Annotated in this window: 20 protein-coding genes; 12 read left to right on the plus strand and 8 right to left on the minus strand. The window is 69.1% G+C overall.

What is annotated here, in order from left to right; all coding sequences use genetic code 11:
• The first annotated feature begins 56 nt into the window (after nucleotides 1-56).
• The 5 genes from AB0M48_RS05225 to AB0M48_RS05245 all read left to right on the plus strand — a co-directional run bounded on the left by AB0M48_RS05225 (nucleotide 57) and on the right by AB0M48_RS05245 (nucleotide 6,042).
• Complete coding sequence (locus tag AB0M48_RS05225; protein WP_363836086.1) at nucleotides 57-881, plus strand: glycosyltransferase; 825 nt, start codon at nucleotides 57-59, stop codon at nucleotides 879-881.
• Entirely contained in the window at nucleotides 881-2,215 is a 1,335-nt protein-coding gene (locus tag AB0M48_RS05230; protein ID WP_363836087.1) for an NAD(P)/FAD-dependent oxidoreductase, read from the plus strand. Before AB0M48_RS05225 ends, AB0M48_RS05230 begins: the two co-directional genes overlap by 1 nt.
• Nucleotides 2,212-3,147 (plus strand): lysyl oxidase family protein, encoded by a 936-nt coding sequence (locus AB0M48_RS05235; RefSeq protein ID WP_363836088.1) that lies wholly within the window; start codon nucleotides 2,212-2,214, stop codon nucleotides 3,145-3,147. The genes AB0M48_RS05230 and AB0M48_RS05235 overlap by 4 nt, the downstream gene beginning before the upstream one ends.
• A 364-nt stretch (nucleotides 3,148-3,511) precedes the next feature.
• Complete coding sequence (locus tag AB0M48_RS05240) at nucleotides 3,512-4,615, plus strand: tryptophan dimethylallyltransferase family protein (RefSeq protein ID WP_363836089.1); 1,104 nt, start codon at nucleotides 3,512-3,514, stop codon at nucleotides 4,613-4,615.
• A 65-nt stretch (nucleotides 4,616-4,680) separates the two neighbouring features.
• Nucleotides 4,681-6,042 carry a tryptophanase gene (locus AB0M48_RS05245; RefSeq protein WP_363836090.1) on the plus strand — a complete coding sequence of 454 codons (1,362 nt, stop codon included), beginning with the start codon at nucleotides 4,681-4,683 and terminating at the stop codon, nucleotides 6,040-6,042.
• 52 nt (nucleotides 6,043-6,094) lie between these two features.
• On the opposite strand, the gene AB0M48_RS05250 is transcribed toward AB0M48_RS05245, so the two are convergent.
• Genes AB0M48_RS05250 through AB0M48_RS05265 form a run of 4 tightly spaced genes read right to left on the minus strand, consistent with a single transcriptional unit; the run spans nucleotide 6,095 to nucleotide 9,917 of the window.
• Nucleotides 6,095-6,703, minus strand: a complete 609-nt coding sequence (locus tag AB0M48_RS05250) for an ATP/GTP-binding protein (RefSeq protein ID WP_363836091.1) — start codon at nucleotides 6,701-6,703, stop codon at nucleotides 6,095-6,097.
• On the minus strand, nucleotides 6,684-7,061 hold the full coding sequence (locus tag AB0M48_RS05255) for a DUF742 domain-containing protein (protein ID WP_266041505.1): 378 nt from the start codon (nucleotides 7,059-7,061) through the stop codon (nucleotides 6,684-6,686). The genes AB0M48_RS05250 and AB0M48_RS05255 overlap by 20 nt, the downstream gene beginning before the upstream one ends.
• A complete protein-coding gene (locus AB0M48_RS05260; protein WP_266041506.1) occupies nucleotides 7,058-7,495 on the minus strand; it encodes a roadblock/LC7 domain-containing protein in 438 nt (145 codons plus the stop codon). The genes AB0M48_RS05255 and AB0M48_RS05260 overlap by 4 nt, the downstream gene beginning before the upstream one ends.
• Before the next feature lie 25 nt (nucleotides 7,496-7,520).
• Complete coding sequence (locus AB0M48_RS05265) at nucleotides 7,521-9,917, minus strand: nitrate- and nitrite sensing domain-containing protein (RefSeq protein WP_363836092.1); 2,397 nt, start codon at nucleotides 9,915-9,917, stop codon at nucleotides 7,521-7,523.
• A gap of 1,066 nt (nucleotides 9,918-10,983) precedes the next feature.
• On the opposite strand from AB0M48_RS05265, the gene AB0M48_RS05270 reads away from it, so the two are divergent.
• Nucleotides 10,984-11,862 carry an ATP-binding cassette domain-containing protein gene (locus AB0M48_RS05270; RefSeq protein WP_363836093.1) on the plus strand — a complete coding sequence of 293 codons (879 nt, stop codon included), beginning with the start codon at nucleotides 10,984-10,986 and terminating at the stop codon, nucleotides 11,860-11,862.
• On the plus strand, nucleotides 11,859-12,665 hold the full coding sequence (locus AB0M48_RS05275; protein ID WP_363836094.1) for a hypothetical protein: 807 nt from the start codon (nucleotides 11,859-11,861) through the stop codon (nucleotides 12,663-12,665). Before AB0M48_RS05270 ends, AB0M48_RS05275 begins: the two co-directional genes overlap by 4 nt.
• Before the next feature lie 3 nt (nucleotides 12,666-12,668).
• On the opposite strand, the gene AB0M48_RS05280 is transcribed toward AB0M48_RS05275, so the two are convergent.
• On the minus strand, nucleotides 12,669-13,316 hold the full coding sequence (locus AB0M48_RS05280; protein ID WP_363836095.1) for a hypothetical protein: 648 nt from the start codon (nucleotides 13,314-13,316) through the stop codon (nucleotides 12,669-12,671).
• 449 nt (nucleotides 13,317-13,765) lie between these two features.
• On the opposite strand from AB0M48_RS05280, the gene AB0M48_RS05285 reads away from it, so the two are divergent.
• From AB0M48_RS05285 to AB0M48_RS05305, 5 genes are read left to right on the plus strand one after another with little or no spacing between them, the layout of a single operon-like run.
• Nucleotides 13,766-15,079 (plus strand): helix-turn-helix domain-containing protein, encoded by a 1,314-nt coding sequence (locus AB0M48_RS05285; protein WP_363836097.1) that lies wholly within the window; start codon nucleotides 13,766-13,768, stop codon nucleotides 15,077-15,079.
• 35 nt (nucleotides 15,080-15,114) lie between these two features.
• Nucleotides 15,115-16,071, plus strand: coding sequence for a MoxR family ATPase (locus tag AB0M48_RS05290; protein ID WP_363836098.1), 957 nt, complete (start codon nucleotides 15,115-15,117; stop codon nucleotides 16,069-16,071).
• Between the two features lie 6 nt (nucleotides 16,072-16,077).
• Nucleotides 16,078-17,211 carry a DUF58 domain-containing protein gene (locus AB0M48_RS05295; RefSeq protein ID WP_363836100.1) on the plus strand — a complete coding sequence of 378 codons (1,134 nt, stop codon included), beginning with the start codon at nucleotides 16,078-16,080 and terminating at the stop codon, nucleotides 17,209-17,211.
• Entirely contained in the window at nucleotides 17,208-19,436 is a 2,229-nt protein-coding gene (locus tag AB0M48_RS05300; RefSeq protein ID WP_363836101.1) for a DUF3488 and transglutaminase-like domain-containing protein, read from the plus strand. Before AB0M48_RS05295 ends, AB0M48_RS05300 begins: the two co-directional genes overlap by 4 nt.
• Nucleotides 19,433-22,024 carry a PKD domain-containing protein gene (locus tag AB0M48_RS05305; protein WP_363836102.1) on the plus strand — a complete coding sequence of 864 codons (2,592 nt, stop codon included), beginning with the start codon at nucleotides 19,433-19,435 and terminating at the stop codon, nucleotides 22,022-22,024. The genes AB0M48_RS05300 and AB0M48_RS05305 overlap by 4 nt, the downstream gene beginning before the upstream one ends.
• Before the next feature lie 3 nt (nucleotides 22,025-22,027).
• Here AB0M48_RS05305 and AB0M48_RS05310 read toward each other — a convergent pair whose 3' ends face one another.
• From AB0M48_RS05310 to AB0M48_RS05320, 3 genes are read right to left on the minus strand one after another with little or no spacing between them, the layout of a single operon-like run.
• Nucleotides 22,028-23,419, minus strand: coding sequence for a toll/interleukin-1 receptor domain-containing protein (locus AB0M48_RS05310; protein WP_363836103.1), 1,392 nt, complete (start codon nucleotides 23,417-23,419; stop codon nucleotides 22,028-22,030).
• Between the two features lie 37 nt (nucleotides 23,420-23,456).
• Complete coding sequence (locus tag AB0M48_RS05315) at nucleotides 23,457-24,461, minus strand: hypothetical protein (RefSeq protein ID WP_363836104.1); 1,005 nt, start codon at nucleotides 24,459-24,461, stop codon at nucleotides 23,457-23,459.
• The gene (locus AB0M48_RS05320) at nucleotides 24,458-24,952 is read right to left on the minus strand and encodes a hypothetical protein (RefSeq protein ID WP_363836105.1); all 495 of its coding nucleotides are present in this window, start codon (nucleotides 24,950-24,952) and stop codon (nucleotides 24,458-24,460) included. The genes AB0M48_RS05315 and AB0M48_RS05320 overlap by 4 nt, the downstream gene beginning before the upstream one ends.
• Between the last annotated feature and the right edge of the window lie 144 nt (nucleotides 24,953-25,096).

The raw sequence follows: 25,096 nt of genomic DNA on the forward strand, positions 1-25,096 counted from the left end.
ACGCCGTGTCAATAATTCACGCCATCAACCACGAGCCACCGAAGAGGGGGCGTCGAGTGAGAGTCGACGAACACGGCATCCGGCATTCGGCCGGTGAACCGGTCGCAATCGTGCAGAAGCCGATCCGCACGTGCGGCGATGTGCACGTCGTCCTGCCCGCCTACAACGAGGCCGTGGCGCTGCCGTCCCTGCTGGCGCGCATCGCCGGCACCGACCTGGCCGACCGGATCACGGTGTGGGTGGTCGACGACGGGTCGTCGGACGGCACCGGTGAGAGCGCGACCGGCGTGCGCGGGCTCGACGTCCGCCTGGTGACCCACCCGGTCAACCTCGGGCTCGGCCAGGCCGTCCAGTCCGGGCTGCGGGCGGCGCTCGCGGAGGCCGCACCCGAGCACGTGCTGATCGTCATGGACGCCGACGACACGCACGACCCCGGCGTGTTCCCCGCGATGCTGGCCGAGATCAAGGCCGGCGCGGACGTCGTGATCTGCTCGCGTTTCGTCGCGGGCGGCGACGACTCGACCGCGCCGCAGTGGCGCAGGCTGCTCTCGCGCGGCGCCCGCGTCGTGTTCGGCAGGGTGCTGCACTTCGACGGGGTCCGCGACTTCACCAGCGGCTTCCGCGCCTACCGGGTGAGCCTGCTGCGCCGGGCCACCGCGCACTGGGGCGAGCGCCTGGTCGAGGAACGCGGTTTCGCCTGCATGGTCGAGCTCCTGCTCAAGCTGCGGCACTGCGGGCCGATCGTCAGCGAGATCCCGCTGCACCTGCGCTACGACCGCAAGCCCGGCGCCAGCAAGCTCCGGCTCGGCCGCACGCTCAAGCAGTACCTGCTCCTGCTCACGCGTGACCGCCTCGCGCCCGTGCCGTTCCGGAAGCTCTGATGCCCCAGCGCGTCGTCGTGATCGGCGGGGGCATCTGCGGCCTCGCCACCGCGCACCGCCTCGCCCGCGAGGGCCTGGCCGTGACGCTGCTGGAGGCGAGCGACCAGCTCGGCGGTCTCGGCACGTTCTTCACCTCGCAGGGCCGGTCGGTGGAACGCTTCTACCACTGCGTGATGCCGACCGACACGGCGTTGCTGGCGTTGCTGGACGAGGTCGGCCTGCGCGAGAGCGTCGGCTGGAACCCCACCTCGATGGGCATGATCGTCGAGGGCGAGCACCGCTCGTTCAACTCGGCGCTGGACCTGCTGAGGTTCCGGCCGCTGAGCCTCGCGAACCGGATCCGCTTCGGCGTGGTCTCGCTGCTGTTGCGCAGGCTGGGCAAGGGCAAGGACCTCGACGGCATGCGCACCGAGGACTGGCTGCGCGGCCTGTACGGCGACAAGATCTGGGAGCTGCTGCTCGCGCCGTTGTTCGGCGCGAAGTTCGGTGCCGCGTTCGGCGATGTGCCCGCGCTGTACGTGTGGCAGCGCCTGGGCCGCGAGAGCAACGAGTCGGTGCGCGGTTATCCGGCCGGTGGCTACAAGAGCGTGATCGACGCGCTGAGGGCGGCCATCGAGGCGCACGGCGGAGAGGTCCGCACCTCGGCCCCGGTCTGGCGGCTCGAAGCCGGCGAGGACCGGGTGCTCGTCACGCTGCCCGGCGGCGAGACGATCGAGGCGGACCACGCGGTCTCCACCGTGCCGCTGCCGGCGTTGCGGGCCATCGCGGACCCCGACCTCCTGCCGCTGCTGCCCGACGACCGGCTGCCGTACCAGGGTGTCGTCAACACCCTGTTCTTCCTGCGCAAGCCGTTGTCCGGGCACTACTGGGCGCCGGTGATCCGCTCGGGCACCGACTTCGACGGCGTGATCGAGATGACCCCGCTGACGGGGTCCGAGCGGTACGGCGACCGGCACCTCGTGTACGTCATGCACTACACCGATCGCGAGTCCGCGCTGTACCGCGAGGACTCCGAGAGCATCGCCCGCCGGTGGACCGAGCAGCTGCTGAGCCTCCACGAAGGACTCACGGCCGACGACGTCGACGAGGTGCGCGTGTTCAAGGCACCGTTCGTCGAACCGGTCTACCCGCTCGGGTACCTCACGAAGCGCCCGGCCGTCGAGGTGCCCGGCACGCGGCTGCTGCTCGCCACCACGGCCCACGTCTACCCCGATGTCACCAGCTGGAACTCGAGCGTCGAGCTCTCGCGCGCGGTGACGGCCACGCTCCTGCGCGACGCCAGGAGTCCTTCGACCCAGGAGAGCACCGCATGGTCAGCAGAATCGGCGCGGTGATCGCAGCACTGACTTTCACCGCGGTCAACCTCGTCTCCTCGCAGCACGTCCAGGCCGACCCCGCGCCGCTGCTGCCCGATCTCCGCCAGGCGCCCATCGGCTGCCCCGGCGGCCACGACGGCTCGCCGTTGCTGTGCCGCGCCTGGGACGTGTGCCTAGTGGAGGACGCCTCGGCGCCGCGCGGCAAGTGCATGTTCCGCGGCGGCAGCGCGCAGGCCGTGCGGCTGCGGTTCACCACCTCGATCGACAACATCGGTGACGGCCCGTTGCTGCTGCACGCCCACCGCGACAGCACCGCCACGCCGACGATGAACGTGCGCCAGGCCATTCAGTCCGGAGTGGATGGTTCGATCGCCGGGTCGTACAACGAGGCGCGCCGCGAGACCAAGTCCAGCGCCTACTACGAGCCCGCTCCGACGCACACGCACTGGCACCTGCTCAACTTCGAGTACTTCCAGCTGCGCGCGCCGGACGGCAGGGTGGTCGTGACGGACCGCAAGAACGGTTTCTGCATCGGCGACCGCTACACCGTGTCCGACGACCTACCGCACCGCCCGAAGGATCCGGAGAGCCCGGAGGGCAAGCTCGCGCAGCGCCTGAAAGGTCACATGTGCGAACACCACAACCCGTCCGCTTTGGACGTGATGTTCGGCATCTCGGTCGGTTCCGGTGACGACTACAAGCACGACGTCGACTTCCAGTGGCTCGACCTGACCCATGTGAAGTCCGGTGTGTACGACGTCGTGAACGTCGTGAACGCCGACCGCGCGTTGCTGGAGAAGAACTACGACAACAACGCGTCGTCGATCGCGATCTCCGTGCAGTGGCCCGACGGCGCGGACAATCCGCCCGCCACGATCGAAGAGGCACCGTCGGTGCGCCTGATCCGCAGCTGTCCCGGCAAACCGCGGTGCGCGAAGTCGAGCAGCTGAGCAGTTTCCGAACAAGCCCCGAACGGGGGTGTCCGCGGCGCGGGCACCCCCGTTTCTTTTGTACCGGGACAAACGGGCGCGATGCGGGCGCTTTACCACGTCGGCCACTAATGGCACAAACCTTACTCTGCGACACCATTAGCGTCCGCGCATAGCACACCCGTACTCGCAGACGCAATTGCCCGCGAGATCAGTCATAACGGTCAAGTCAATAGACCGAGTGGTGCAATCTTCATCACAGGGCAGAGTGTCGCACGCAACCCCCTTGGCTCTTGACCTGGGCATGTGGCTGGTTGAGAGAATTCACTCCGCCATTCCACCCCGTCAGGATTGCGACCCGACCTGATTCCCCGGCCGATCAGGAGTGCCCATCTTGAGCGCGCCAGCCGTCTCGTTGCATGATTTCGCCATTGGCCAACTACGCAACCTCCTGCGCGCCGTCGGTTTAGCGGACTCCGCTAATACGGCGACAAGACTGCTGGGTGAGGCATTAGGCCCCGGCTGCCGGGCCCCCCTCTCCGCAGTTCCCCAATGGCCCTCATTCGTCGCCGACGACCACTCCCCCGTCGAATTCTCGGTGGCTTTGGCCCAAAACGAACGGCCCGCCGTTCGCATGATCGTCGAGTCGCTCGCCGAGCAGCCGGGCAAACAGGCCAACCTGACCGCCGCGCTCGGCGTGCTGGACCGCCTCGCGGACCGGTACGACCTGCGGCTCGGGCAGTTCGACCGGGTGCGCGACCTGTTCCTGCCGGACGACCCGCAGGGCACGTTCGCGTTCTGGTACTCGCTGATCGTCCAGCCGTCGGGCGCGCAGGCCGTCAAGGTCTACCTCAACCCCGAGGCGCGTGGCCGGGAGAGCGCGACCGGCCTGGTCGCGGAGGCACTCGCCCGCCTGGGCCTGGACTCGGCCTTCCCCGTCGTCGCCGAGCACGGGTTGCGGCGCGGAGGCCTGGACCGGTTCTCGTTCTTCGCCCTCGACCTCACGGACGAGAACCGGGCGCGGGTGAAGACCTACGTGTCGCACGACGACGCGATGATCGCGGACGTGGTGGGGGCCGCGGCGGCGACCCCGGACGTCGACCCCGCGCTTCTGACGGACGTCTGCGAGCTCGCCCGCGGCGGCGCGGGACCGTTCACCCGGCGCCCGCTGATGTCGAGCTACACGTTCCTCTCCGGCGACACCGACCGGCCCAGCGGCTACTCCCTCTACATCCCGGTGCGGGACTACGTGCAGGACGACCTGGAGGCGTGCGAACGCGTGCTGGCGATCATGGCGCGGTGCGGGCTCGACACCACGCCGTTCGTCATGGCGCTCGCGAGCCTCGTCCGAAGGCCGCTCGGCGACGGCGTGGGGCTGATCGCCCACGTGTCCCTGCGCCTGGGCCGGCCGAAGCCCGGAGTCTCGGTCTACCTGTCCTCCGAGGCCTACGACGTCACGCCACCCCGCACCACCGCACTATCCACTTAGGGGTCTGTTCCATCGAACGAGACCGATGGAACAGACCTCATCGCTGCACCAGAAAGGCCACCGCCGTGGAGCCGTACCGCATCAAGGTCGTCGAGCCCATTCCCATCACCACCCGCGACTACCGGGAACGCCGCTACGCCGAGGCCGGGTACAACCAGTTCAACCTCACGGCGGAAGACGTCACGATCGACCTGCTGAGCGATTCCGGCACTGGCGCGTTGTCCGCGGAACAGCAGGCCGCCGGAATGCGCGGCGACGAGACCTACGCGGGTTCCCGTTCCTGGTTCCGGTTCCGCGAGGTGACCGAGGAACTCACCGGGTACGAGCACATCCTGCCCGTGCACCAAGGCCGTGCGGCGGAACGGATCCTGTTCAGCGCGCTGCTGAAGCCGGGACAGCTCTCGGTCAGCAACACGCACTTCGACACCACCCGCGCGAACGTCGAACTGGCGGGCGGTGTGGTGCGGGACCTCCCGTCGCCGGCCTTCGCGGACCTCGACAGCGACGAGCCGTTCAAGGGCAACATCGACCTCGTGGCACTCGAGGAGGTGCTGGAGGGACCCGAGGACGTCGGCCTGGTGCTCATGACGATCACCAACAACGGCGGCGGCGGGCAGCCGGTGTCGATGGCGAACCTCAAGGCCGTGAAGAAGTTGTGCCGCAAGCACGGCGTGCCGTTCATCCTCGACGCGGCCCGCTTCGCCGAGAACGCGTGGCTCGTGACGCAGCGGGAGGAGAAGTACCGCGACCACTCTCCCCGCGAGGTCGCGAAGAAGGCGTTCCGGCTCGCCGACGGCTGCGTGCTCAGCCTGAAGAAGGACGGCATCGTCCACATCGGAGGGATGCTCGCGCTGCAGGACACCGAGCTGGCCAAGCGGTGCGAGCTCCTGCTGATCGCCACCGAGGGGTTCAGCACGTACGGCGGGCTTTCCGGCCGCGACCTCGACATGTGCGCGCAGGGCCTGATGGAGGTCACCGATCCGCTGTACCTGCGCGAGCGGGCCGAGGCCACCGCGTACCTCGCCGACTGCGCGCGGGAGGCCGGTGTGGACAGTGTGCGGCCGGCCGGCGTGCACGCGGTCTACCTCAACGCGGGCAGGCTGCTGCCCCACATCCCGCCGAGCCGCTTCACCGGCCACGCGCTCGCGTCGGAGCTCTACCTCGCGGGCGGAATCCGTTGTGCCGAGGTGGGTTCGCTCTACCTCGGCGACATCGACGCCTGCGGCGACCTGATCACGCCCGCGCCGTTCGAACTGGTGCGGCTCGCGATCCCGCGCCGCGTGTACACCCGCAGCCACCTGGAGTACGTGGCGGAGACGCTGGCGGGAATCGCCAAGAACCCCGAACAGGTGCCCGGCTACCGGCTCACCGAGGTGCCGCCGATCCTGCGGCCGTTCCGGTGCCGGCTGGAGCAGATCAAGCCCTAGGACGAGCTGAAGCCCTTGGCGCACCGCACCAAGGGCTTCAGGAACAGCTGGGTCAGGCCATCACGTCGAGCCGGTTCATCGCGTGCTCGATCACGCGGACCAGCACCGCCTTGCACGACTCGCGGTCACGGGCGTCGCACAGCACCAGCGGCACCGTGTCCGCGATGTCGAGCGCCACGCGCATCTCCTCCGCCGTGTAGGAGTGGCTGCCCTGGAAGCAGTTCACCGCCACCACGAACGGGATGCCCCTGCGCTCGAAGAAGTCGATCGCGCCGAAGCCCGCGTCGAGCCTGCGGGTGTCGACCAGGACGACGGCGCCGATCGAGCCGATCGCGAGCTCGTCCCACAGGAACCAGAAGCGGTCCTGGCCCGGGGTGCCGAACAGGTAGAGGACCAGTTCGGAGTTGATCGTGATGCGGCCGAAGTCCAGCGCGACCGTCGTGGTGGTCTTGCCCTCGACGCCGTAGAGGTCGTCGATCTCCTCACCGGCCTCGGTGAGCAGTTCCTCGGTCCGCAGCGGGGTGATCTCGCTGACCGCGCCGACCATCGTCGTCTTGCCGACGCCGAAACCGCCGGCGACGACGATCTTGACCGACGAGGGCACGAGGAGCTCTTCCCCGCCCTGCCCGGAGTCGGGCCGATCAGATTGCACGGACACCATCGAGCACCTTCTGGAGTAGGTTCATGTCGACCGGGGTCACCGTGGTGGCCGGGCCGCTGGTGATGACGTCACCGCGCTGGATGAGGTCGCTCAGGAGCACCTTCACCACGACGAGCGGCGCGTGCAGGTAGGCGGCGACCTCCGCCACGGAAAGCGGTTTCCGGCAGAGCTTGATGATCTCCAGGTGCTCCACCGACAGCGTGGCCTGGTCCGTCGTCGTGCGCAGCGCCCGGACCTGGGTCGTCAGGGTCAGGTCCTCGCCCGCGGGCTTGGGCCGGGTGCGGCCGCTCACCATCGCGTACGGGCGGACCATGGGGCCCGCCGCCTCGTCGTACCACCAGTCGGAGGAGTTGCTCATGACAACCCGAGGGGGTTGGGCATCCTCGGCGACGCCAGTGTTCTCGGGGCCGACGAGAGGTACGCGCCGACTCGCTTCACGAGCATGTTCATCTCGTAGGCGATCATGCCCATGTCCGCGTCCTCGTCACCCACCACCGCGAGACAGGCGCCCTGTCCCGCCGCTGTGACGAACAGGTGTGCGCGCTCCATCTCCACGATGGTCTGGCGGACCTGCCCACCGCCGAAGTGCCGTCCGGTGCCGCGAGCGAGGCTCTGGAACGCCGACGCCATCGCCGAGAGGTGGTCGGAGTCGTCCTTGGAGAGCTCGGGAGAGTGGGCGAGCAGCAGGCCGTCCGCGGAGAGCACCACCGCGTGCCGGGCACCGACCACTCTCGCGACGAGGTCCTCCAGCAGCCAGTTCAGCTCGGGGTGCCCGCTGGTCAGGTCGTCCACGGAAATAGCCCTTTCAGTTTCGTGATCACGGTTCCACGACGTCGTCGGCCTGGCGGGCGTCACGCGTGCCCTGCTGGAAGGCGGACATTCCGTCGCGGGTGCGTTCCGCCCGTTCCTCGGGGTCGAACTCCGCGAGTTCGGGCATCGGCCGGGGTTCGTCGTTGGCCAGCTGCGGTACGAGGTGCTGCTGACGCCGGCGGCGTGGCAGCTCCGGCCGGGTGTTCTGACGCGTCGTCGCCTCACCTTCCGCCGGGTCGTCGGCCGGCCAGGCCCCGGCCAGGCGGCCTTCCCGGGGCAGCTCGATGTGTCCGCTGCTGCTGTCCAGGTCCCTGTCCGGGCCTGGGGTCAGGTCGTTTCCCACTGCCCTCCCGGCCCAGAAGTCGTCCAGGTGGAAGGTCTCCGTGGGCCTCTCGCCGGGCCGGGAGTCGCGCACCAGGTCGCCCTGCATCGGGACCGAGGCCTCCAGGGCCTCCGGTGACCGCGAGGCCTGCTGCAGCGCCTGCTGGCGGAACGTCGGCTTGGGCATCTGCTGGGAGTCCGCCGGGTCCACCGCCCCCGCCTCGCCGACGATCAGCTCGGACGGGATCAGGACCAGCGCGATGGTGCCGCCGGACGGGCAGTCGCGCAGCTCGACGTGGATGTGGCGGCGCGCGGCCAGCCGGGCGACGACGAACAGGCCCAGGCGGGACTCGCCGCGCAGCCTCATCGCCTCGAAGTCCGGCGGCGCGACCAGCATCTTGTTGTGCAGCTCGCGGTCCTCGGGCTTGATGCCGAGGCCGTGGTCCTCGATCTCGATGACGAGTCCCTGCGGCACCTCGCTGCTGTGGATCTCGACCTGCGAGCGCGGAGAGGAGAACGACGTCGCGTTGTCGACGAGCTCGGCGATCAGGTGGATCGTGTCCGCGACGGCGGCGCCGACGAGCGCGACCTCGGGCACCGGGTGCACCTTCACGCGGGCGTACTGCTCGGTCTCCGCGACGGCGGCGCGCACGACGTCGAGCATGCGCACGGGCTTGCGCCACTGCCGGCCCGGCTGCTCGCCGGTGAGGATGATCAGGTTCTCGGCGTTGCGGCGGGCGCGGGTGGCGAGGTGGTCGAGCTGGAAGAACGCGTCGAGGTGATCGGGGTTCTCCTCCTCGCGCTCCAGCTTGTCGAGGATCTTGAGCTGGCGGTGCACCAGGCCCTGGTTGCGGCGCGCGATGTCGAGGAAGACCCGGTTCACGCCTTCACGGGTCTGGCTCTCCTTCACGGCCGCGGCGACGGCGGTGTACTGCGCCGCGTTGAACGCGTCGGCCACCTGCCCGATCTCGTCGTTGCCGTAGTCGAGCGCGGGCACCTCGGCGGCGACGTCGACGTGCTTGCCTTCGCGCAGCCGCTCGACGATGTCCGGCAGGCGTTCGTGCGCGAGCTTGAGCGAGTCGCTCTTCAGGCTGATCAGGCGGACGATCAACGCCTTGTTGACCAGCCGGTTGGAGACGCGCACCGCGACGAAGATGCCGGCGATGACCGCGATCAGGGCGATCAGGCTGCCGATCAGGACGGTGGTGAACTTCTCCTTGCCGTTCGCCATCGCGATGTTGACGGCGCCGGTGGACTGCTCCTGCACCATCGTGGTGAGTTCCTGGGACACCGCGCGGGTGGCGCTCTCGTAGTCCGCCAGCGTGACCTGCTGCCCGATGGGCCGTTCCGCGTTCTGCAGGAGGCGGTTCTCCAGGGTCACCAGCTGCTGGTACGGCGCGCTGCCGGTGAGCTGCTTGAAGTGCTCGCGCACGTTCGGCAGCGAAGTGGGCTCGATGACGTTGAGCGTGAAGTGGTACGCGCCGACGAGGCTGACGAACTCGCGGTGCTCCTCCGGCGTGAACCTGCCGGTCACGATCGCACCCGCGGCCACCGAGCTGGACCGCGACATGGCGTCGGAGGCCTGGAAGTACTGCAGCGCACCGAGTGCGCCCTGCACGGTCTCGGCGTCGGGCACGATGCGGGCCTGCGTGCCGAACAGCGAGCCACCGGCGTCGAGCACGCTGTTGTAGTAGCGGTAGACCTCGTCCTTGGACGTCGCGCCGGACTCCAGCCGCTCCCGCTGCTCCGGCAGCTGGTCGAGCAGTCCGTTGAGCTTGTTGATGCCGTCGACGATCTCCTGCGGCGCCTGGGAGGCGAGCTCCGCGAACGCCGACTTCATCTTCTCGACGTCCCTGTCGGTGTCCTGCTGCTGCTTGAGCAACGCCGACGTGCTCGAGCCGGACCGGCTCAGGCTCGTCATGGACAGCTCGCGTTCCTTCTGCAGCGACGCGAACGACTGGACCGCGGGGATCGACGCGTCACGGGCACCGGAGGCGACCAGCTGGAGGTAGAGGCCCTCGAACACCGTGTAGGACGAGAACAACGCCCACATGGCCAGAAGGACGACGCTGGGAACCACCACGACACCAGTGAGCCGGGAACGAATTGTCTTGTAATTCGTCTCAGGCACGTTCTTCAGCTTCACAACGCTCCACGACCACCCGAATTGGCGACGGAAAGATAACACCACATGATCAACATGACCAACAGCGATGATCTTGAGGGGGTGAGTGCAGAGTACTCAGTCGGATGCGCAACGCAACACCCCCGTTCCGAGGTTCACTCGCACTCGTTGTGGTGGGTGAACGCGCTCTCCCAGGCGGGGCGGGCCGCCGTGACCGAGCGGGCGAAAGGATGCGAGCTGGGCTTTTGCCAACTGAACTGTGGAAACGCGGCGCTATTGACGGTGAACTTGACAGGGGTGCACGGCGTCTTCTACGCGAGAACGGAGCGCGACCAATCGTCGCTATCCGTCACCAGCTCTTATTCGGGAATTCGCATGACGATCACGGCGGCCGACCGTGATCGGCACAGGCCATTCCTTGATCGCGATCAGCGGGACCGGCCTCTCCCGCGTCGCTGAGAACGCGGTAATAGCGCTGGTCACCGCCACTACGACGACAGCTCCGGTCGTGACCACGGCGAGGAGCGTCCAGGGAACGCGCACCCGATCGTGGAGCGGCCGAACCGCCGGTGCCCGCCAATGCCGCACTGGCCCGCCACGCAACCTGGCACCAGGCCGATGACCGCCACCGCAGTGGCCTCGGCCACAGCTGTGCGGACTGGGGCGGTTCAGCCCCGGCACGGTGAGGCTCTGCGCGTTTCCTGTCCGATTTCTGCCCGCACGCGTCTCCGCCCAATCCGCCGCGGTGCTCACCTCTCCGATACCCGCTCGCTCGATGTGTTCGGCGACGACACCGGCGTTTTGTTCCGTTCCCACCTGGACGACGGACTCGGCCAACAAAGCTTTCGCCCGGTTCGAGCGGCTCCGGAAGTCCTTCGACGACGGTGAGACTCAGCGTTTTTCCTTCCGCCTCGGCGATGAGCACCTCGCCGGTGCGGATCTGTTCGGGTGAACGGCCGTGCAACTGGGCCGCGACACGGCGAATCAGTCCACGACGGACAGTGACTACCGCTACGGTGGGTAGGTGCTTGCAGCGTGGGGGCTGACCAAGGCCTATGAGGGTCGCACCGTCGTCGATCAGGTGGGCTTCGAGCTCCAACCGGGCACCGTGACCGCCTTCCTCGGGCCGAACGGCGCCGGCAAGTCGACGACGCTGCGCATGATCACCGGACTGACCCGGCCCGATCGCGGCCAGGCGACGATCGCGGGGCGCGCGTTCACCGCGTGGCCCAACCCCTCCCACGTCGCGGGCGTGCTGCTCGACGCGGCGGCCGTCCATCCCGGCCGGAGCGGCCGGAGTCATCTGCGGATGGCCGCGACGCTGTCCGGCGTGCCCGCCCGCAGGGCCGACGAGGTGCTGGAGATGCTGGGGCTGGCCGACGCCGCCACCCGCAAGATCGGCAAGTACAGCCTCGGCATGCGGCAGCGCCTCGGCATCGCGCACGCGCTGCTGACCGATCCGCCGTTGCTCGTGCTCGACGAGCCCATCAACGGTCTCGACCCCGAGGGCATCCGCGCGGTGCGCAACCTGTTGCGGGGGCACGCTTCCCGGGGTGGCACAGTGCTGCTGTCCAGCCACGTGCTGTCCGAAGTGGACCAGACGGCCGACCGCGTGCTGGTGATCGGCGGCGGGCGCATCGTGGCGGACGGGCCGCTGGCGAGCCTGACCACGTCCTCCCGGTCCCTGGTGCGCGCCAAGGACATGAACCGCCTGGCGGAGTCGTTGCAGCGGAGTGGCGTCGCCATCCAGCCCGCGCCGGACGGCTTCATCGCCGCGCACGCGCCGGTCGAGAAGATCTCCGACGTCACGTTCGCCGCGGGCATCCCGTTGCTGGGGCTGCGCGAGGAGCAGATGAGCCTGGAAGACCTGTTCTTCCGCCTGACCAGTGGAGGTAGGTCATGACCGTCGGTCATCCGGCCGCGTGGCAGCAGCAGGCGGCGCCTCCCGCCGCGCCCGGCCCGTGGGCCGCCCGCGCCGCCCGGTCGTCGTCGTTCTGGCGGCTGGTGGCGGTGGAGGCGCGCAAGCTCGTCGGCACGCGCTCGGACAAGATCGTGATGGCCTGCGCGCCGGTGTTCCTGGTCGGGCTGATGGCGCTGTTCACGTTGCCGCAGACGAACCTCGCGAGCGCGGGCAGGCAGCTGCAGCCGATGCTCATGGTGATCCAGCTCGGCCTGCTGCTGGTCTTCGCGACCGTGATCAAGCTCGTCGCGGGTGAGTGGCAGTACAAGAGCGTGCAGCCCACGCTCCTGGTGCAGCCCTCGCGCCTGCGCTACCTGCTGGCGCAGGGCACGGTGCTCGCCGGCGTGTGGCTGGTGTGCTCGCTGTTCACGTTCGTCCTGTACCCGTTGCTGATCAAGACCGCGGCGCAGGGGCTCAACCACAACTACCTGCTCGGCTCACGGCCGGGCTGGGTGCTCGGCGTGACGATGCTGGCCACCGCTCAGGTGCTGCTCACGGCGTTGATCGTCTCGCTGCTCATCCCGAACACGGGCGGCTCGCTGACGGTGTTCTTCGTCGTCGTGCCGCTGCTGGCGGTGGCCCGCCTGGCGCTGCCGGAGGTCTTCGGGCTGGTCTACCCGCTCGAGGCGGCCTGGCACATGGCCGGTGACGGCGCGGGATGGCCGCAGACGATCTCGTCGCTGGTGATCTGGCTGACGCTGCTCGCCGTCTCGCTCGTGGTGCTCAGCCGGCGCGACGCGGGCTGACGCTCAGCCCGCTCGGCTGCCGCCGTTCTCGTCGATCAGCGGCAGCAGTTTCTCCGCCGCTTCCCTGGCCCTGGGGCAGAACTCGCGCAGGGCGCGGTCGATCGGCTGGTCGACGTCCTGGGCCGACAGGGCGATGCTCTCGTCGAAGTCCATCGAGGCCGTGACCTCGAACGGCTGCTCGGAGCCGGTGTCGACGGTGACCGTGCAGCTGTCGTTGACCGAACCCGCGATCTTGGTGATGGCGTAGTAGCGGTCCAGCAGGATCGACCGCTGGAAGTAGCCCCCTCCGCCGAGATCGCCGTTCCAGGCGTCGGAGAAGTACTGGGCCTTCGACTTGCGGTTCGACATCGGGCTGAACAGGTGGATCGAGAGGTTGCCCCACGGCTCCCGCGCGGTGCAGCCGCCACCCATGCCGTCGGCGGGCTTCGACTCCAGCCCGAGCACCGACTGGAGGTCGCGCGGAAGCGTGCCGCACTTGTTGTCGAACACCTCGGGACGTGACTTCACGAAGTCCAGGTTGTCGTAGTTGACCGCCTGCGGGTCCAGCCGCGGTCCCGGCGTGGCCACCGGCGGTTCGGGCGGCGAGGTGCAGGCCGTGAGGGCCGCGATGCAGGCCAGTAGTGCGGTGTAACGGATCGTGCGCGTGCCCATGCCGTCAGTTCAGCACATCCGTGATCTTCCGGCGCGGATTCGGCGCAGTTGACCAGGTGCACGACCGGGTGACGCGTGGTCAGGAGGGCGCGCCCGTCCAGTCCCTGTTCACTCTTCAGTTCCCCTTCTTCACGTTTGTCTGTGGCGGCAGGACTGGGCCCCCAGCCCCGGCCTGCCGCCACACCCCCCAGAAACCGGCCGGCGTCTTGCGCTGCCGACCGGAATCAGCATGTCCCGCAACGGCTTCGCGGGGCAGGGGTCTCCCGTCTCCCGATCGTGCTGGCGACGGGAGACGCCTGGGATTCGGCGGGACGGCGGATCAGACTCGGAGGCAGCCAGGCGTCCGCTGACGCCGGCGCTCCGGGGGACTGGGCCTGCGACCAGCGGCTCAGTAGTCTGCAACGGTCGATTCACCGGCCGCCGGGGGCGGCGGTCGAGGGCGGGGACGAATGGCTGAGCAGTCGGATGTCTTTGGGGTGGAGCTGCGGCGCGTGCGCACCGCGGCGGGCCTGTCGCTGGCGGCGCTGGCGGCGCAGGTCCACTACAGCAAGGGCTATCTGGGCAAGATCGAGACTGGATTCAAGCAACCAGGTGTTGATCTGGCCCGGCGCTGCGACGCGGTTCTCGGAGCCGGTGGACGTCTGGCAGCTTTGGTGGACCAGCCCTCCCCCGCGAGCCCGCTCGCAGCCGTCGCGGCCGACGGCGACGGCGACGGCGACGGCGAAGTGTGGGTGATGAGCATGGCTCCGGACGGGTCGAGCTGGATGGTTCCGATGCCCCGGCGTGACGCGATCGCGACGGGAGCCGCGTCGTTGCTCGGGCTGACGCTGGGGGCTCCCCGCGCCGCCTCCGCGAGCGCGGCCCACGACGGCACGCTGGCGGCGTTCCGCTCGTTGTTCACCGAGGTCAGGAAGCTGGGGCAGACGACGAGCCCGAGCGTGGTGCTGCCGATGGTGACGGTGCACACCCACACGTTGCGCGGCATGGCCAACGGCGCCCCCGCACCCGTGCGCGAACAACTGCTGGGGCTCGCCGCCCGCTACAGCGAGTACGCCGGGTGGATGGCCCAGGAGGCCGGTGACGACAGGGCCGCGATGTGGTGGACCCGCAACGCCGTCGAGATGGGCGCCGCGGCCGGTGACACCGAGATGGCCACGTACTCGCTGATCAGGCAGGCGTTGATCACGCTCTACCGCGACGACGCCGCCGGCACCGTCGACCTGGCCCGGCAGGCGCAGGCCGCACCGGGCACCTCCCCCCGCGTCCAGGGGCTCGCCGCGCTGCGCGAGGCTCAGGGCCACGCGCTGGCCTGCGACTACGACCTCTGCCGGCGGGCGCTCGACCGTGCCGCCGTCCTGCTCGCCAGGGCGGACACCGCCGACGGCATGGTCATGGGCTCGGCCTCGGTCAGCGGCGCCGACCTGATCAGCCTCGTCGAGGCGTGGTGCCTGCACGACCTCGGCCAGTCCCGCGAGGCGGCGGACGTCTTCGACCGGCAGCTGTCCCTGGTGCCGGACAGCGCCCACCGCACCCACGCGCGCTTCGGCGCCCGCCGTGCCCTCGCCTACGCCTCCGCCGGCGACATCGACCACGCGAGCGCGCTGACCGCGAAGGTCCTCGACGCCGCCGACCTGGTCGACTCGGCCACCGTGCGCCAGGACCTCAAGCAACTGGCCCGGCTCCTGGGCCGCGAGCGCAAGCAGGCCTCGGTCAGCGAGGTCTACCCCCGCCTGAACGCGGCTCTGCGCAGTCAGCTCCACTGACGATTCACCGAACACCAGCACGATGGGGGCTCGAAGTGTCCGATGCGGCGATTTTCCAGCGCAGGTTCGAGGCGCTGGCCGCGAACGTCGAGGACTTCATCCGCGGCAAGCCCGAGGTGGTCAGGCTGGCCCTCGTCTGCCTGCTCGCCGAGGGACACCTGCTGATCGAGGACGTGCCGGGCGTGGCGAAGACCTCGCTCGCCAAGGCGATCGCGCGGTCGATCGCGGGCGCGGAGGTCAAGCGGATCCAGTTCACCCCCGACCTGCTCCCGTCCGACGTGACCGGAGTGCAGGTGTACGACCAGGGCCGCTCGCGCTTCGAGTTCCGCCAGGGCCCCGTCTTCACCCACATCCTGCTGGGCGACGAGATCAACCGGGCCTCCCCCAAGACCCAGTCGGCACTGCTGGAGGTCATGGCCGAGGGCCAGGTGACCGTCGACGGCCGCCCGATCCCGGTGCCCTACCCGTTCCTGTGCATCGCCACCCAGAACCCGGTCGAGCACCAGGGCACCTACGCCCTGCCGGAAGCGCAGCTGGACAGGTTCATGATGCGCATCAGCATCGGCTACCCCGAGAACCTGGCCGACGAGGTCAGCATCCTGTCCTACGGCGTCACCCGCCGCCGCCCGGACGAGCTCAAGTCCGTGATGGAACTGGACGACCTCCGCCTGATGATCCGCGCCGTCCGCGAGCAACGCGTGGCCGACGACCTCCGCGAGTACGTCGCCCGCCTGGTCCGCGCCACCCGCGTCCACCCGGACGTCGAACTGGGCGTGAGCCCGCGCGGCGGCATCGCCATGATCACCGCGGCACAGGCCTACGCGCTGGCCGCGGGCCGCCCCTACGTGACGGCGGACGACGTGAAGGCGGTGGCGGTGCCGGTGCTGAACCACCGCCTCCTGCTCACCCCGGAAGCCCGCATCCAGCAACGCACCGCCCAGGCGGTCCTGACCGAGGTGCTGGCTGCGGCGCCCGTTCCGAACGGTGGATGACGCGCGGTGCTGACCAGAACCGGCACAGCCATGGCCTGCACGGCCGTCGCCCTGGTAGCCCTGGGCACGTGGGCGGACTACCCCGAACTGGTCACCCTGGGCCTCGCAGCCGCGGCGACCCTCCTCGTCGCCACGCTCTGGCTGGTCGCCGCACCACGCCTGACCGTCGTGCGCGAGGTCCGGCCCCATCGCGTCTTCGAGGGCACGGCCGCCCGAGCCGCCCTGACCGTGACGAACGCCGGCCGCCGCCGCAGCCCACCCCTGCAGGTCACCGAAACCGCTGGCGGTCGTCGCACCGCCGTTCCAGTACCGGCGCTGGCCGCCGGCGACAGCTGCACCGTTGGCTACGCCCTACCGTTGACCACCCGCGGCCGCTACCTGATCCCGCCCGTGCTGCTGGGTCACTCCGACCCCTTGCGGCTGATGCATCGCGGCCGGGCACGCGGCGCGGAGCTGGTCGTGCACGTCTACCCGCGTGTACACCCGCTGGCGACCGTCGAGGTCGGCGGCCCGCAGGACGCCGAAGGTCCGACGAACAACAGTGCGCCTCTCGGCGGGGCGGCGTTCCACAGCTTGCGGGAGTACGCGCCGGGCGACGACCGGCGGCACATCCACTGGGGTGCAACGGCTCGCACCGGCACCGTGATGACCCGTCACGTCGTGGTGCCCGACGAACCCCGCCAGCTGGTAGTGCTGGACACGAGCACCACGCCTTACCCCGGTCCGCACTTCGAGGACGCCGTGCGCGTGGCCGCGTCGTTCTGCGTGGCTGCCGAGAACGCGCGGCTGCCGTTCCTGCTGCGCACCACCGGCGCCGTGGAACGGGAATCCACCGGCCCAGCTCTGGAGTTCCTGTCCACAGTGCAAAAGAGCCACACCGACCAAGGCCTCGCAGTCTTGTCCGAACGCGTGCGCGACGTCATCGCCGGCGCCCAGGGCGTCGCCCTCACGGTGGTGACCGGTCACGTGGATGCCCAGGCCGCCCAGCTTCTCATGATGTTGCGTCCCCGATTCCTGTCGATCAGCCTCGCTGAACTTTCCGCCGCGGACAACGGGATTCGGCCGCACGGCGTGCTCACCGTCATCGCCACCAGCAGCGATCAGTTCGCCATCCACTGGAACCGGCTGGTGCTGCGATGAGCTGGCGACGTCTCCTACCCGGCGCGACAGCAGCCGAGGTGACGCTGGCGGTTGCCGCGTCTGCGGCTGGTGCTTTGGTGTACCTGCAGTTCTTCGCATCTCCCGATTACCTCGTCACCACGGGAATCGCGGGCGTGGTGGGAGGAGCGACAGCGGCACTGGGCCACCGTCGTCCTACCTGGTTCGCCGTGCTCTTGGCCACGACGAACCTGTCCGCCGTCATCGTCTTCGGTGTCTTCCACGGCACCTACTCGGCCGTCTTCGACGGCTTGCACGGAAGCTGGAACCGCCTGCTCACGACCGCCGTGCCAGCTGACCCGTGGGGCGAACTTCTCGCCGTGCCGATCTTGATGACGTGGACTGCGGCCTCGTCGTCGGCTTTGCTGGTCCTCACGACTCGGAACGTGCTCTCGCCGCTGGTACCGCCGCTCTTGGCCTTTGTGTTCGCCATCTTCGTCGTCGGCAACCAGGCGGCCACGGCGAACACGACTGCCACGATCGTGTTCCTGGTAGCGGCACTACCTTTGATCGCAATGCGTGCGCACCGGTGCACCGGCGGCGCCACGGTCCGGTTCGAACGGCACTCGCCCCGATCACTCAGCGCGCTGACCGTCGTGGCTTTGTTGCTCGGCATCAGCGCTCTGGTCGGCATCGCGGGAAGCCGGACGTTGCCCCTTGCGTCCGGTACGGACCGGTTCGACCCTCGCGACGTGTTCGCGCCGCCTGTCAAGATCACCGATGCCCTGACGCCTCTGTCCCGCGTGAAGAGTCAGCTCAAGGAGAAACAGCCGCGCACTCTCTTCACCATGCGGCTCACCCGTGAGGACTCCAGGAAGATCGACCGGGTGCGCACAGCGGCTCTGGACGTGTTCGACGGCAACATCTGGACGTCGTCGGACACGTACCGCACAGCGGGAAGCCGGCTCACCGCCGACCCCGCGCTGACTCAGGGCACGCCGGTCACCGCACGTATCGAACTGAACGATCTCCCAGGCCCCTACCTGCCGGTCATCGGCTGGCCATCCCGACTCAACGCGGACGGCACCGCTCAGGACCGGTTCGGGTTCGATCCTGACTCCGGCGTGGTGGTCGGCACGACCACGAACCTGCGAGGCCTCACCTACGAGGTGACCGGCGAGGTCACCGGCAGGGACTACGGCCCACTGTCTCGAACCATCCCCACGTCCGAGCGAGTGCCGGACCTTCCGCCCGGCATGCCGGACTCACTCCGCATGAAGCTCACGGAGTTCACCAAGACCACTCCATTCGAGAAACTGTTGTCGCTCGAGATGGACCTCAGGACCCGGCCCAACCTGCTGGACGGCCCACCAGGCCAGTCGTACGCCGCTGTGGCGAACCTGATCGACAATGCGACGAGCGGCGCCGGCTTCGCCGAGCAACACGTATCGGCTTTCACCATGCTGGCGCGCGCGTGGGGCTATCCCGCCAGGATCGCCGTCGGCTACCAACTCAATGACTACAAGGACGGCGGCTTCCAAGTCACCACACTCCAGGCGTATGCGTGGTCCGAGGTGCATTTCGCCGGGTACGGCTGGGTTTCGTTCGATCCCGCACCTCCGGTGGGAGGGGAAAGGCAGACCCCACCCACCGAAGTGCCCCGCGTCGCTCCGCCACCTCCTGCATCACCGAGCACGTCCTCCACCACCAATGGCCCGGTCTCTCCCTTGCCCGACGAGGTGGCCGAAGCACAAGGCTATGGCTGGAACGGTGTCCCGGTTGGCGTTCTGCTGCTCGTACCAGGCATCTTCCTGTTCCTGATGTTCGCGGCCGGTTTCGTCGTGTTCGCCAAGGCACGTCGCCGCAAACGCAGGAGAAGCGCGCCGGACCAGGCAGCGAGGGTGCTCGGCGCCTGGCACGAACTGCTCGACCGGCTGACCGAACAGAACGTCTCACCGCCGGTGTCCCTCACTTTTCACGAGGTGGCCGAGCACGCCCGTAGCGTCCTCGGTGACAAGGCGAACCTGATCGCGGATGCAGCCGAAATCGCGACCACGGCGATCTACGCGCCCGACCACGTCGGCCGGTCGGAAGCAGATCAGGCTTGGCAGTTGGAGGAACGGCTGAGAACGGAACTCCACTCCCGGCGCGTCTCCGCAGGCCGACTCGTCGCAACCCTGGATCCCCGTCCACTGTGGACGCGGTGGACCGCGGCACGACGACAGCGACAGGCACGGGAAGGCCTGGAAATGGGGCGGTACCGATGAAACGACGCACCCGGACGCTGGCGGCGCTCACCGCCGTCGCTGTGGCCGCCGCTGTGCTCATGTCCGGGCCCGGATACGACACCGCGCAGGTGCGCATGTTCTCCGGTGCGGCGTGGTTGATGTCCAAGTGGAGTGGCGGCGCGGTGCTCGTGGACGGTGCCAGCGCGGAGCTGGCGGCTACGGTGGCAGTCGCCAAGCAGGGCACCGCGCTCAGCGTCACCCAGCAGGACGGCGCCGCCCTGGTGCTGAATCAGGAGACCGGCGAACTGAGCCGCGTCGACGGTGCTACCCGCGCCATCAGCAGGTCGACCGCCATGCTGGCCGCAAGCCCAGGGCTGGTCGTGAAGGCCGCACGGGACCGCGTCTACGGCGTTGACCTCCTCAGCGGCATGGTCGCGACGGCCGATCTGCACACGCTGGCTCCGATAGGGGAGCCGAACAAGCTGGCGGCAGCTATCAGGCCGGACAGCACCGTGGTGGACGGCAATGGACGCCTGTGGGCGATCGACGACAGGACAGGTGACCTGGTCTGGCTGACCCCGGCCGGTCAGAGGACGCGCACCGCCGCATCCAAGACAGGCAGCCTGGCGATCGCCCGAGGTGCACCGGTGCTCGTGGATCCCGGGCGCGGCACTGCCGAACTGCTTTCCAGCGAGACCGGCACCGTCACTCGATCTGTGCGGACAGATCTCCGACCCAGCGACGTGGTGGCAGTCAGCGGTTCAGCCGATGCCGCGACGGCGCTCATCGCGACAGGCACCCGCGGAGAGCTGATCATGTGCTCCTTCGACGCCGGTTCGTGTGCCGATGCGGTGCGCGTCGGTACACCAGGTGCGGACCTGGGAGCACCCGTCGAGGTCGGCGGACACGCGGTCGTGCCCGACTACTCGACCGGGCAGGCGACGATCGTCGACCTCCGCTCGGCCCAAGTGGTCGCCGTGGGAAAGCTTTTCGACCGTCCCGTCCGTTTCGACCTGATAGCCCGCGACGGCATCGTGTTCTTCAACGACCCGAACGGCAGTGTGGCGGGCGTGCTGGACCTGGCAGGCGACGTCCGGACGATCACCAAGTACGCCGAAGGACCCTCCTCGTACGACCCACCCCAATCTGATCCTCGAGCCCAGGCAGATCAGGCGACCGAAGTCGGTCAAAAGAAGCAGAAGCCTGGACTCGGACTCCCTGGGCAATCGGTGCGAACGCCTCAGACGAACCCGCTGCAGCCGCCCTCAGCGCTGATCCAGGTGAGTCCGAGCAACCGCGGTGAGGTCGGCGACGAGTTCGAACTGAGGCTGGTGCTCAACCGGACCGGTTCCGTGACCACTCAGTGGTCGTTCGGTGACGGAACGATGGAAATGGGTACCACCGTCCGCCACAGTTGGCGAGAGCAAGGAGAGTTCCTCGTCCGTGCCACCACCACGTTCCCTTCCGGCGGGACCGTGGTGACGGAGACGAACGTGACCGTGGACCCGGCACAGGCACCGCCGGGCATCGACCGGATCGACGTCCAGCGCGCGAAGCCCGTGATCGGGGAGTCAGTGCACTTCAGCGCAGACAGCTCCGGGAAGCCGGAGCAATGGGAATGGACCGTGACACCGCTTGGGCAGACCATTCCGGTGGCCACCGCGCAGACGGCTCGGTTCGACCACAGGTTCACCATCCCTGGCAGGTACACCGTCTCGTTGACGATCACGAGGGGCACTCTGACAGCGCGGTCGTCCCGGGAGTTCACCGTGGCGCGGGGAGCGGTCGAGGGCTGGGGCGACATGGGCACCGAGCAGCTCCAGATCCCACCCGAGGCGTCCAGCGGCGTGATGGCGATCGATGCGGGCAGGCTTCACTCTCTCGCGCTGAAGTCAGATGGATCCGTCATCGGCTGGGGAGAGAACTCGAAGGGGGCTGTGGCGATCCCGCCTGAGGCGTCCAGCGGTGTGGTCGCGATCTCAGCCGGCGCGGAACACAGTCTTGCGTTGAAGGCCGATGGCTCCGTCATCGCCTGGGGCGCGGACTTCTCCGTAGGACTGAACGACGTACCAGCGGCAGCCAAGCAGGGTGTGGTCGCCATCGCCGCCGGCGGGTACCACAACCTGGCGCTGAAGAACGGCTCTGTGATCACGTGGGGTACCAACTGGGGAGGACAGAACGACGTTCCTCCAGAAGCCACGAGCGATGTCGTCGCCATCTCGGCCGGAACCTTCCACAGCATGGCTTTGAAGGCGGACGGCACTGTGATCGCCTGGGGCTGGGGTGGGGACGGGCCCTGCGCCATGCACACGCCGGTGCGCGGCGCGGTCGCCATCGCCGGGGGCCATCAGTCCTGCATGTCGGTGCTGAGCAACGGCTCGGTGGTCGGGACGACCTGCCCGACTTGGGAAGGCCCCGCACCCCCAGTACCGCCCACTGCCATGAGCGGCGTCATCGCCGTGGACACCAGTTACCACAGCTTGGCGTTGAAGGCGGACGGCTCCGTCATCGGCTGGGGGGACGACAGCGACGGTCAGGCAACGGTTCCACCCCGGTATTCGAGTGGGGTGCTGGCGGTCTCCGTCGGCGAGATCTTCAGCCTCGTGCTGGTGGAAGGTCTCGACTGACGGCTACGCGTAACGGGCGCGAGTGGCCTGGCGCAGCTCGCGCCAGGCCGCGGCGACCTGCCGGGTGTCACCGCCGAACGCGCCGGACCGCAACAGTGCGGAGTCCGCGTCCAGGCGCGCGGCGTTGCGGTCGTAAATGACGAAGTCGTCTCGATCGAGGCTCACGGCGAACTCGCCCAGCGACGAGAACGGCGCGTCGTGCAACTCCAGCAGGCTGCGCAAGAACTCATAGTCCGCGAACGCCCAGTCGAAGGCGCTACCGTCCAGGATGTTGAAGAACACCCGGCTCAGCACCTGGCGCAGTTGCACACTCAAGGCCTGCTTGGGAGGCGCTTCTCTCCACAGCGGAAGCGAGGCCGCGTGCCGTGGGTCGACGACGTTCCGCAAGGCCAGCGCGCGCAGAATCGGAGTCGTTGTCCGGCCGTCGGTTCCGATGATCACCGTCTTGCACAGCGTCCGGTGCACGAGGTCCTCCCGGCCTGCCGCCACGCCCGCGACGCCGATCACGTAGACGAGCAGCAACGCCGGATAGACCGTCGAATTCGTCCACACCTCCTGTGTGCCGCGCTGGTGTGGCGCAGGTTGCAGGAAGCGTTCGACCAGGCTCGTCCACAGGTCGTCGTGGCGGCGGTCGCCGGAGCGCACGCCGATGGCCACCAAGCGCAGCAGCGGTGCCAGGTCGTGCTCGTAGCCGGTGAGCCGGTTTTCCAGCTCAGCGGGCAGATCAGCGTCGTCCAGCTGGCCGGATGTGGGGTAGCGAGCTTCCGTCAGGAGTTCGAGAGCTGCGCCGGCGGCGGCCTGGACGCGGTCGCTCACCGTCTGGCCCGGCGGTCCGGCCAGTGCCGCACGGAACTCGGTGATGGGACTGCGCAGCTCTCCCTCGACCGGCCAGGCCTGGCGTGCCGGAGCGGGTATCGGGCGGGACGTGACCAGTTCCGGGACCAGCTCGACCAGTTCGTCGACCAGGCGGGGCAGGTCCAGGTCGTCGCTGCGGTGGTGGATGCGCAGGTACTGGCAGCGGGCGACGCGCTGCAGAACGTCGGGCAGGTCGGCCTCGCGCAGCGGGTCGATGCCGTCCATCAGCACCGGGATGACGCGCAGGCCGCAGTCGAAGGCCTCGAGGATCTCGCGGCGCACCCAGTCGTCGGGCTTGTCGAGGCGGCGGACGCCCTCGCGGTCGACGGCGTTCACCCAGCGGGGGCCGATGAGGGCCAGGAGGACCTCGCACCGGCGCAGGCCGCTCAGGATCTCGCGGGAGAAGTCCTCGCCGAGGCGGATCGACTGGCTCGCGTAGAAGACCTGATCGGCTCCGAAGCGCGCGCTCAACTCCCGCTTGACCAGGGCAGCCGCCCATTCACCGTCACCGGTGCGGTAGTTGACGAACACGCCAGGCATCGCCCTAACCCTCTCACGTGAGGCCGTGACGAGGAGATTACTGACCGCCTCCAAAGCGATTTGCCACCCGGCGCTCTTCGCGGGCCTGTTCGACGCGTTCCTCGAGGGCCTCGAACCACTCGCGGCCCTGGCTGCCGCAGTGGTCGCGGATCTCGTGCTTGAGCTCGGAGGTGTTGGCGTTCAACGTGCGCACCATGCCCAGTCCCTCGTCCACGTGCGACCGCAGCTCGCCCTGGGAGCGGGCCAGGTGGGCCGCGGCTGCCCTCATCTCGGCGCGGGCCCGGCTGCTCACGGTCAACTGGTAAGGCGCGCGCCGGGCGTGGCGGACCAGGGTCGCCATCGTGCGCAGCGAGGTCTGCGCGGAGTGGTAGGCGATGTGCGCGGTGTCGGCGCACTGGTAGGACTCGCGGTGGAACACGCGCAGGGAGTGGAACTCGACGCTGGGCCGCTCCGAACGGGGGAGCGTCTCCGAACGTTGGAGCTTCTCCACGCGTGCCTGCACCTGTTGGGCCTGGCGGCGCACCCGGTCGTTCTGGGCGCGGACGCGCCGCAGCGCCTGGTCGGCCTCGGCGGCCGCCGCGCGCACCTCCTCGACGGTGACCCTGCGGGCGCGACGGTCCCAGAGCCTCATGGCGACCAGGACGGCGAGGCCGATCAGCGCGGTGCTGCCGAAGAGCGATGTGCCGTCGTCGACGACCTGGTCGCCGAGGAGGGAGGGCTCCTTGCGCAGGAACACGAAGGCGTTCGTGGCGGTGAGCAGCACCAGGCCGCGCACCAGGAACCCGGACCAGCGGCGCACCGGTGGCGAGCCGCGCAGCCGGCCGCGGCGGCTCAGCGCGAACCGGACCGCCAGCGCGGCCAGCGGCACCGACACGGCCGAGCCCCAGAGCCATTGCTCCAGGTACACCGCGTGCTCGGGCCGGCCGTCGACGACGATGCGCGCCGCGATCGCCGGTGACACCAGCACCACCGCCAGCGGCATCGCGAAGAACAGGGCGAGGAACGCGAACGCGCAGCCACAGCCCTGCCGGTTGCGGCTCACCGGGTGCGGCGCGGCTTGCGGCGGGCGGGTGCGAGAGCGACCGCGCCGGATCCGTTGAGCACCTTGTCGATGACGTCCGCGACGCCGCCGGTGAGTTCGGAGTGGTGCTGCACGAGCATGGTGGTGAAGTGCTGCGTCAGGTCGATGTAGGCGCGGCGTTCCGCCAGCTCCAGTCCCGGCCTGACGGTCGCGCGCTGCATGTTGACCATGCACTCCCGCAGCGCCGCCGCGCTCTTTCCCGCCCTGCCGAGCTCCTTCTGCATGCCGCGCAGCGTGGCGGTGGACTCCCGGCGGCGCTGGTCCAGCACCGCCAGCCTGATGTCCCTGTCGTCCACCGCCTTCGACTCGTGCACCCGGCGGATCTCGGTGGCCAGCGCGTACGTCTCGGCGACGCAGCGGCCGGCGGGGCCGAGTGGTGTCAGTTGCTCGGCGACACGGGACAGGGCATCGGTGAAGCCGACGTCCCTGCCCTCGAAGGTGACCAAACCCATGGAACTCTCATCCCTCCGCCCACGCGGAGCGTTACATCCCGAACGACCTCGGTCAAGATTCAACTCTCGACGACGGCCCTCGGCCGCCGAGAAAGCACCTGGCACGCAACGGGTTCCGCAGACAGGACACCGCGATATTCCGCC

Source organism: Lentzea sp. NPDC051208, assembly GCF_040682435.1.
Classification (GTDB): domain Bacteria; phylum Actinomycetota; class Actinomycetes; order Mycobacteriales; family Pseudonocardiaceae; genus Lentzea; species Lentzea kristufekii.

Excerpts from the sequence above, each read along its gene's own strand:
- AB0M48_RS05230 (WP_363836087.1), top strand. The coding sequence starts at position 881 with ATGCCCCAGCGCGTCGTCGTGATCGGCGGGGGCATCTGCGGCCTCGCC.
- AB0M48_RS05250 (WP_363836091.1), bottom strand. The coding sequence starts at position 6,703 with ATGGTGTCCGTGCAATCTGATCGGCCCGACTCCGGGCAGGGCGGGGAA.
- AB0M48_RS05320 (WP_363836105.1), bottom strand. The coding sequence starts at position 24,952 with ATGGGTTTGGTCACCTTCGAGGGCAGGGACGTCGGCTTCACCGATGCC.
- AB0M48_RS05255 (WP_266041505.1), bottom strand. The coding sequence starts at position 7,061 with ATGAGCAACTCCTCCGACTGGTGGTACGACGAGGCGGCGGGCCCCATG.
- AB0M48_RS05310 (WP_363836103.1), bottom strand. The coding sequence starts at position 23,419 with ATGCCTGGCGTGTTCGTCAACTACCGCACCGGTGACGGTGAATGGGCG.
- AB0M48_RS05280 (WP_363836095.1), bottom strand. The coding sequence starts at position 13,316 with ATGGGCACGCGCACGATCCGTTACACCGCACTACTGGCCTGCATCGCG.
- AB0M48_RS05285 (WP_363836097.1), top strand. The coding sequence starts at position 13,766 with ATGGCTGAGCAGTCGGATGTCTTTGGGGTGGAGCTGCGGCGCGTGCGC.
- AB0M48_RS05305 (WP_363836102.1), top strand. The coding sequence starts at position 19,433 with ATGAAACGACGCACCCGGACGCTGGCGGCGCTCACCGCCGTCGCTGTG.
- AB0M48_RS05300 (WP_363836101.1), top strand. The coding sequence starts at position 17,208 with ATGAGCTGGCGACGTCTCCTACCCGGCGCGACAGCAGCCGAGGTGACG.
- AB0M48_RS05275 (WP_363836094.1), top strand. The coding sequence starts at position 11,859 with ATGACCGTCGGTCATCCGGCCGCGTGGCAGCAGCAGGCGGCGCCTCCC.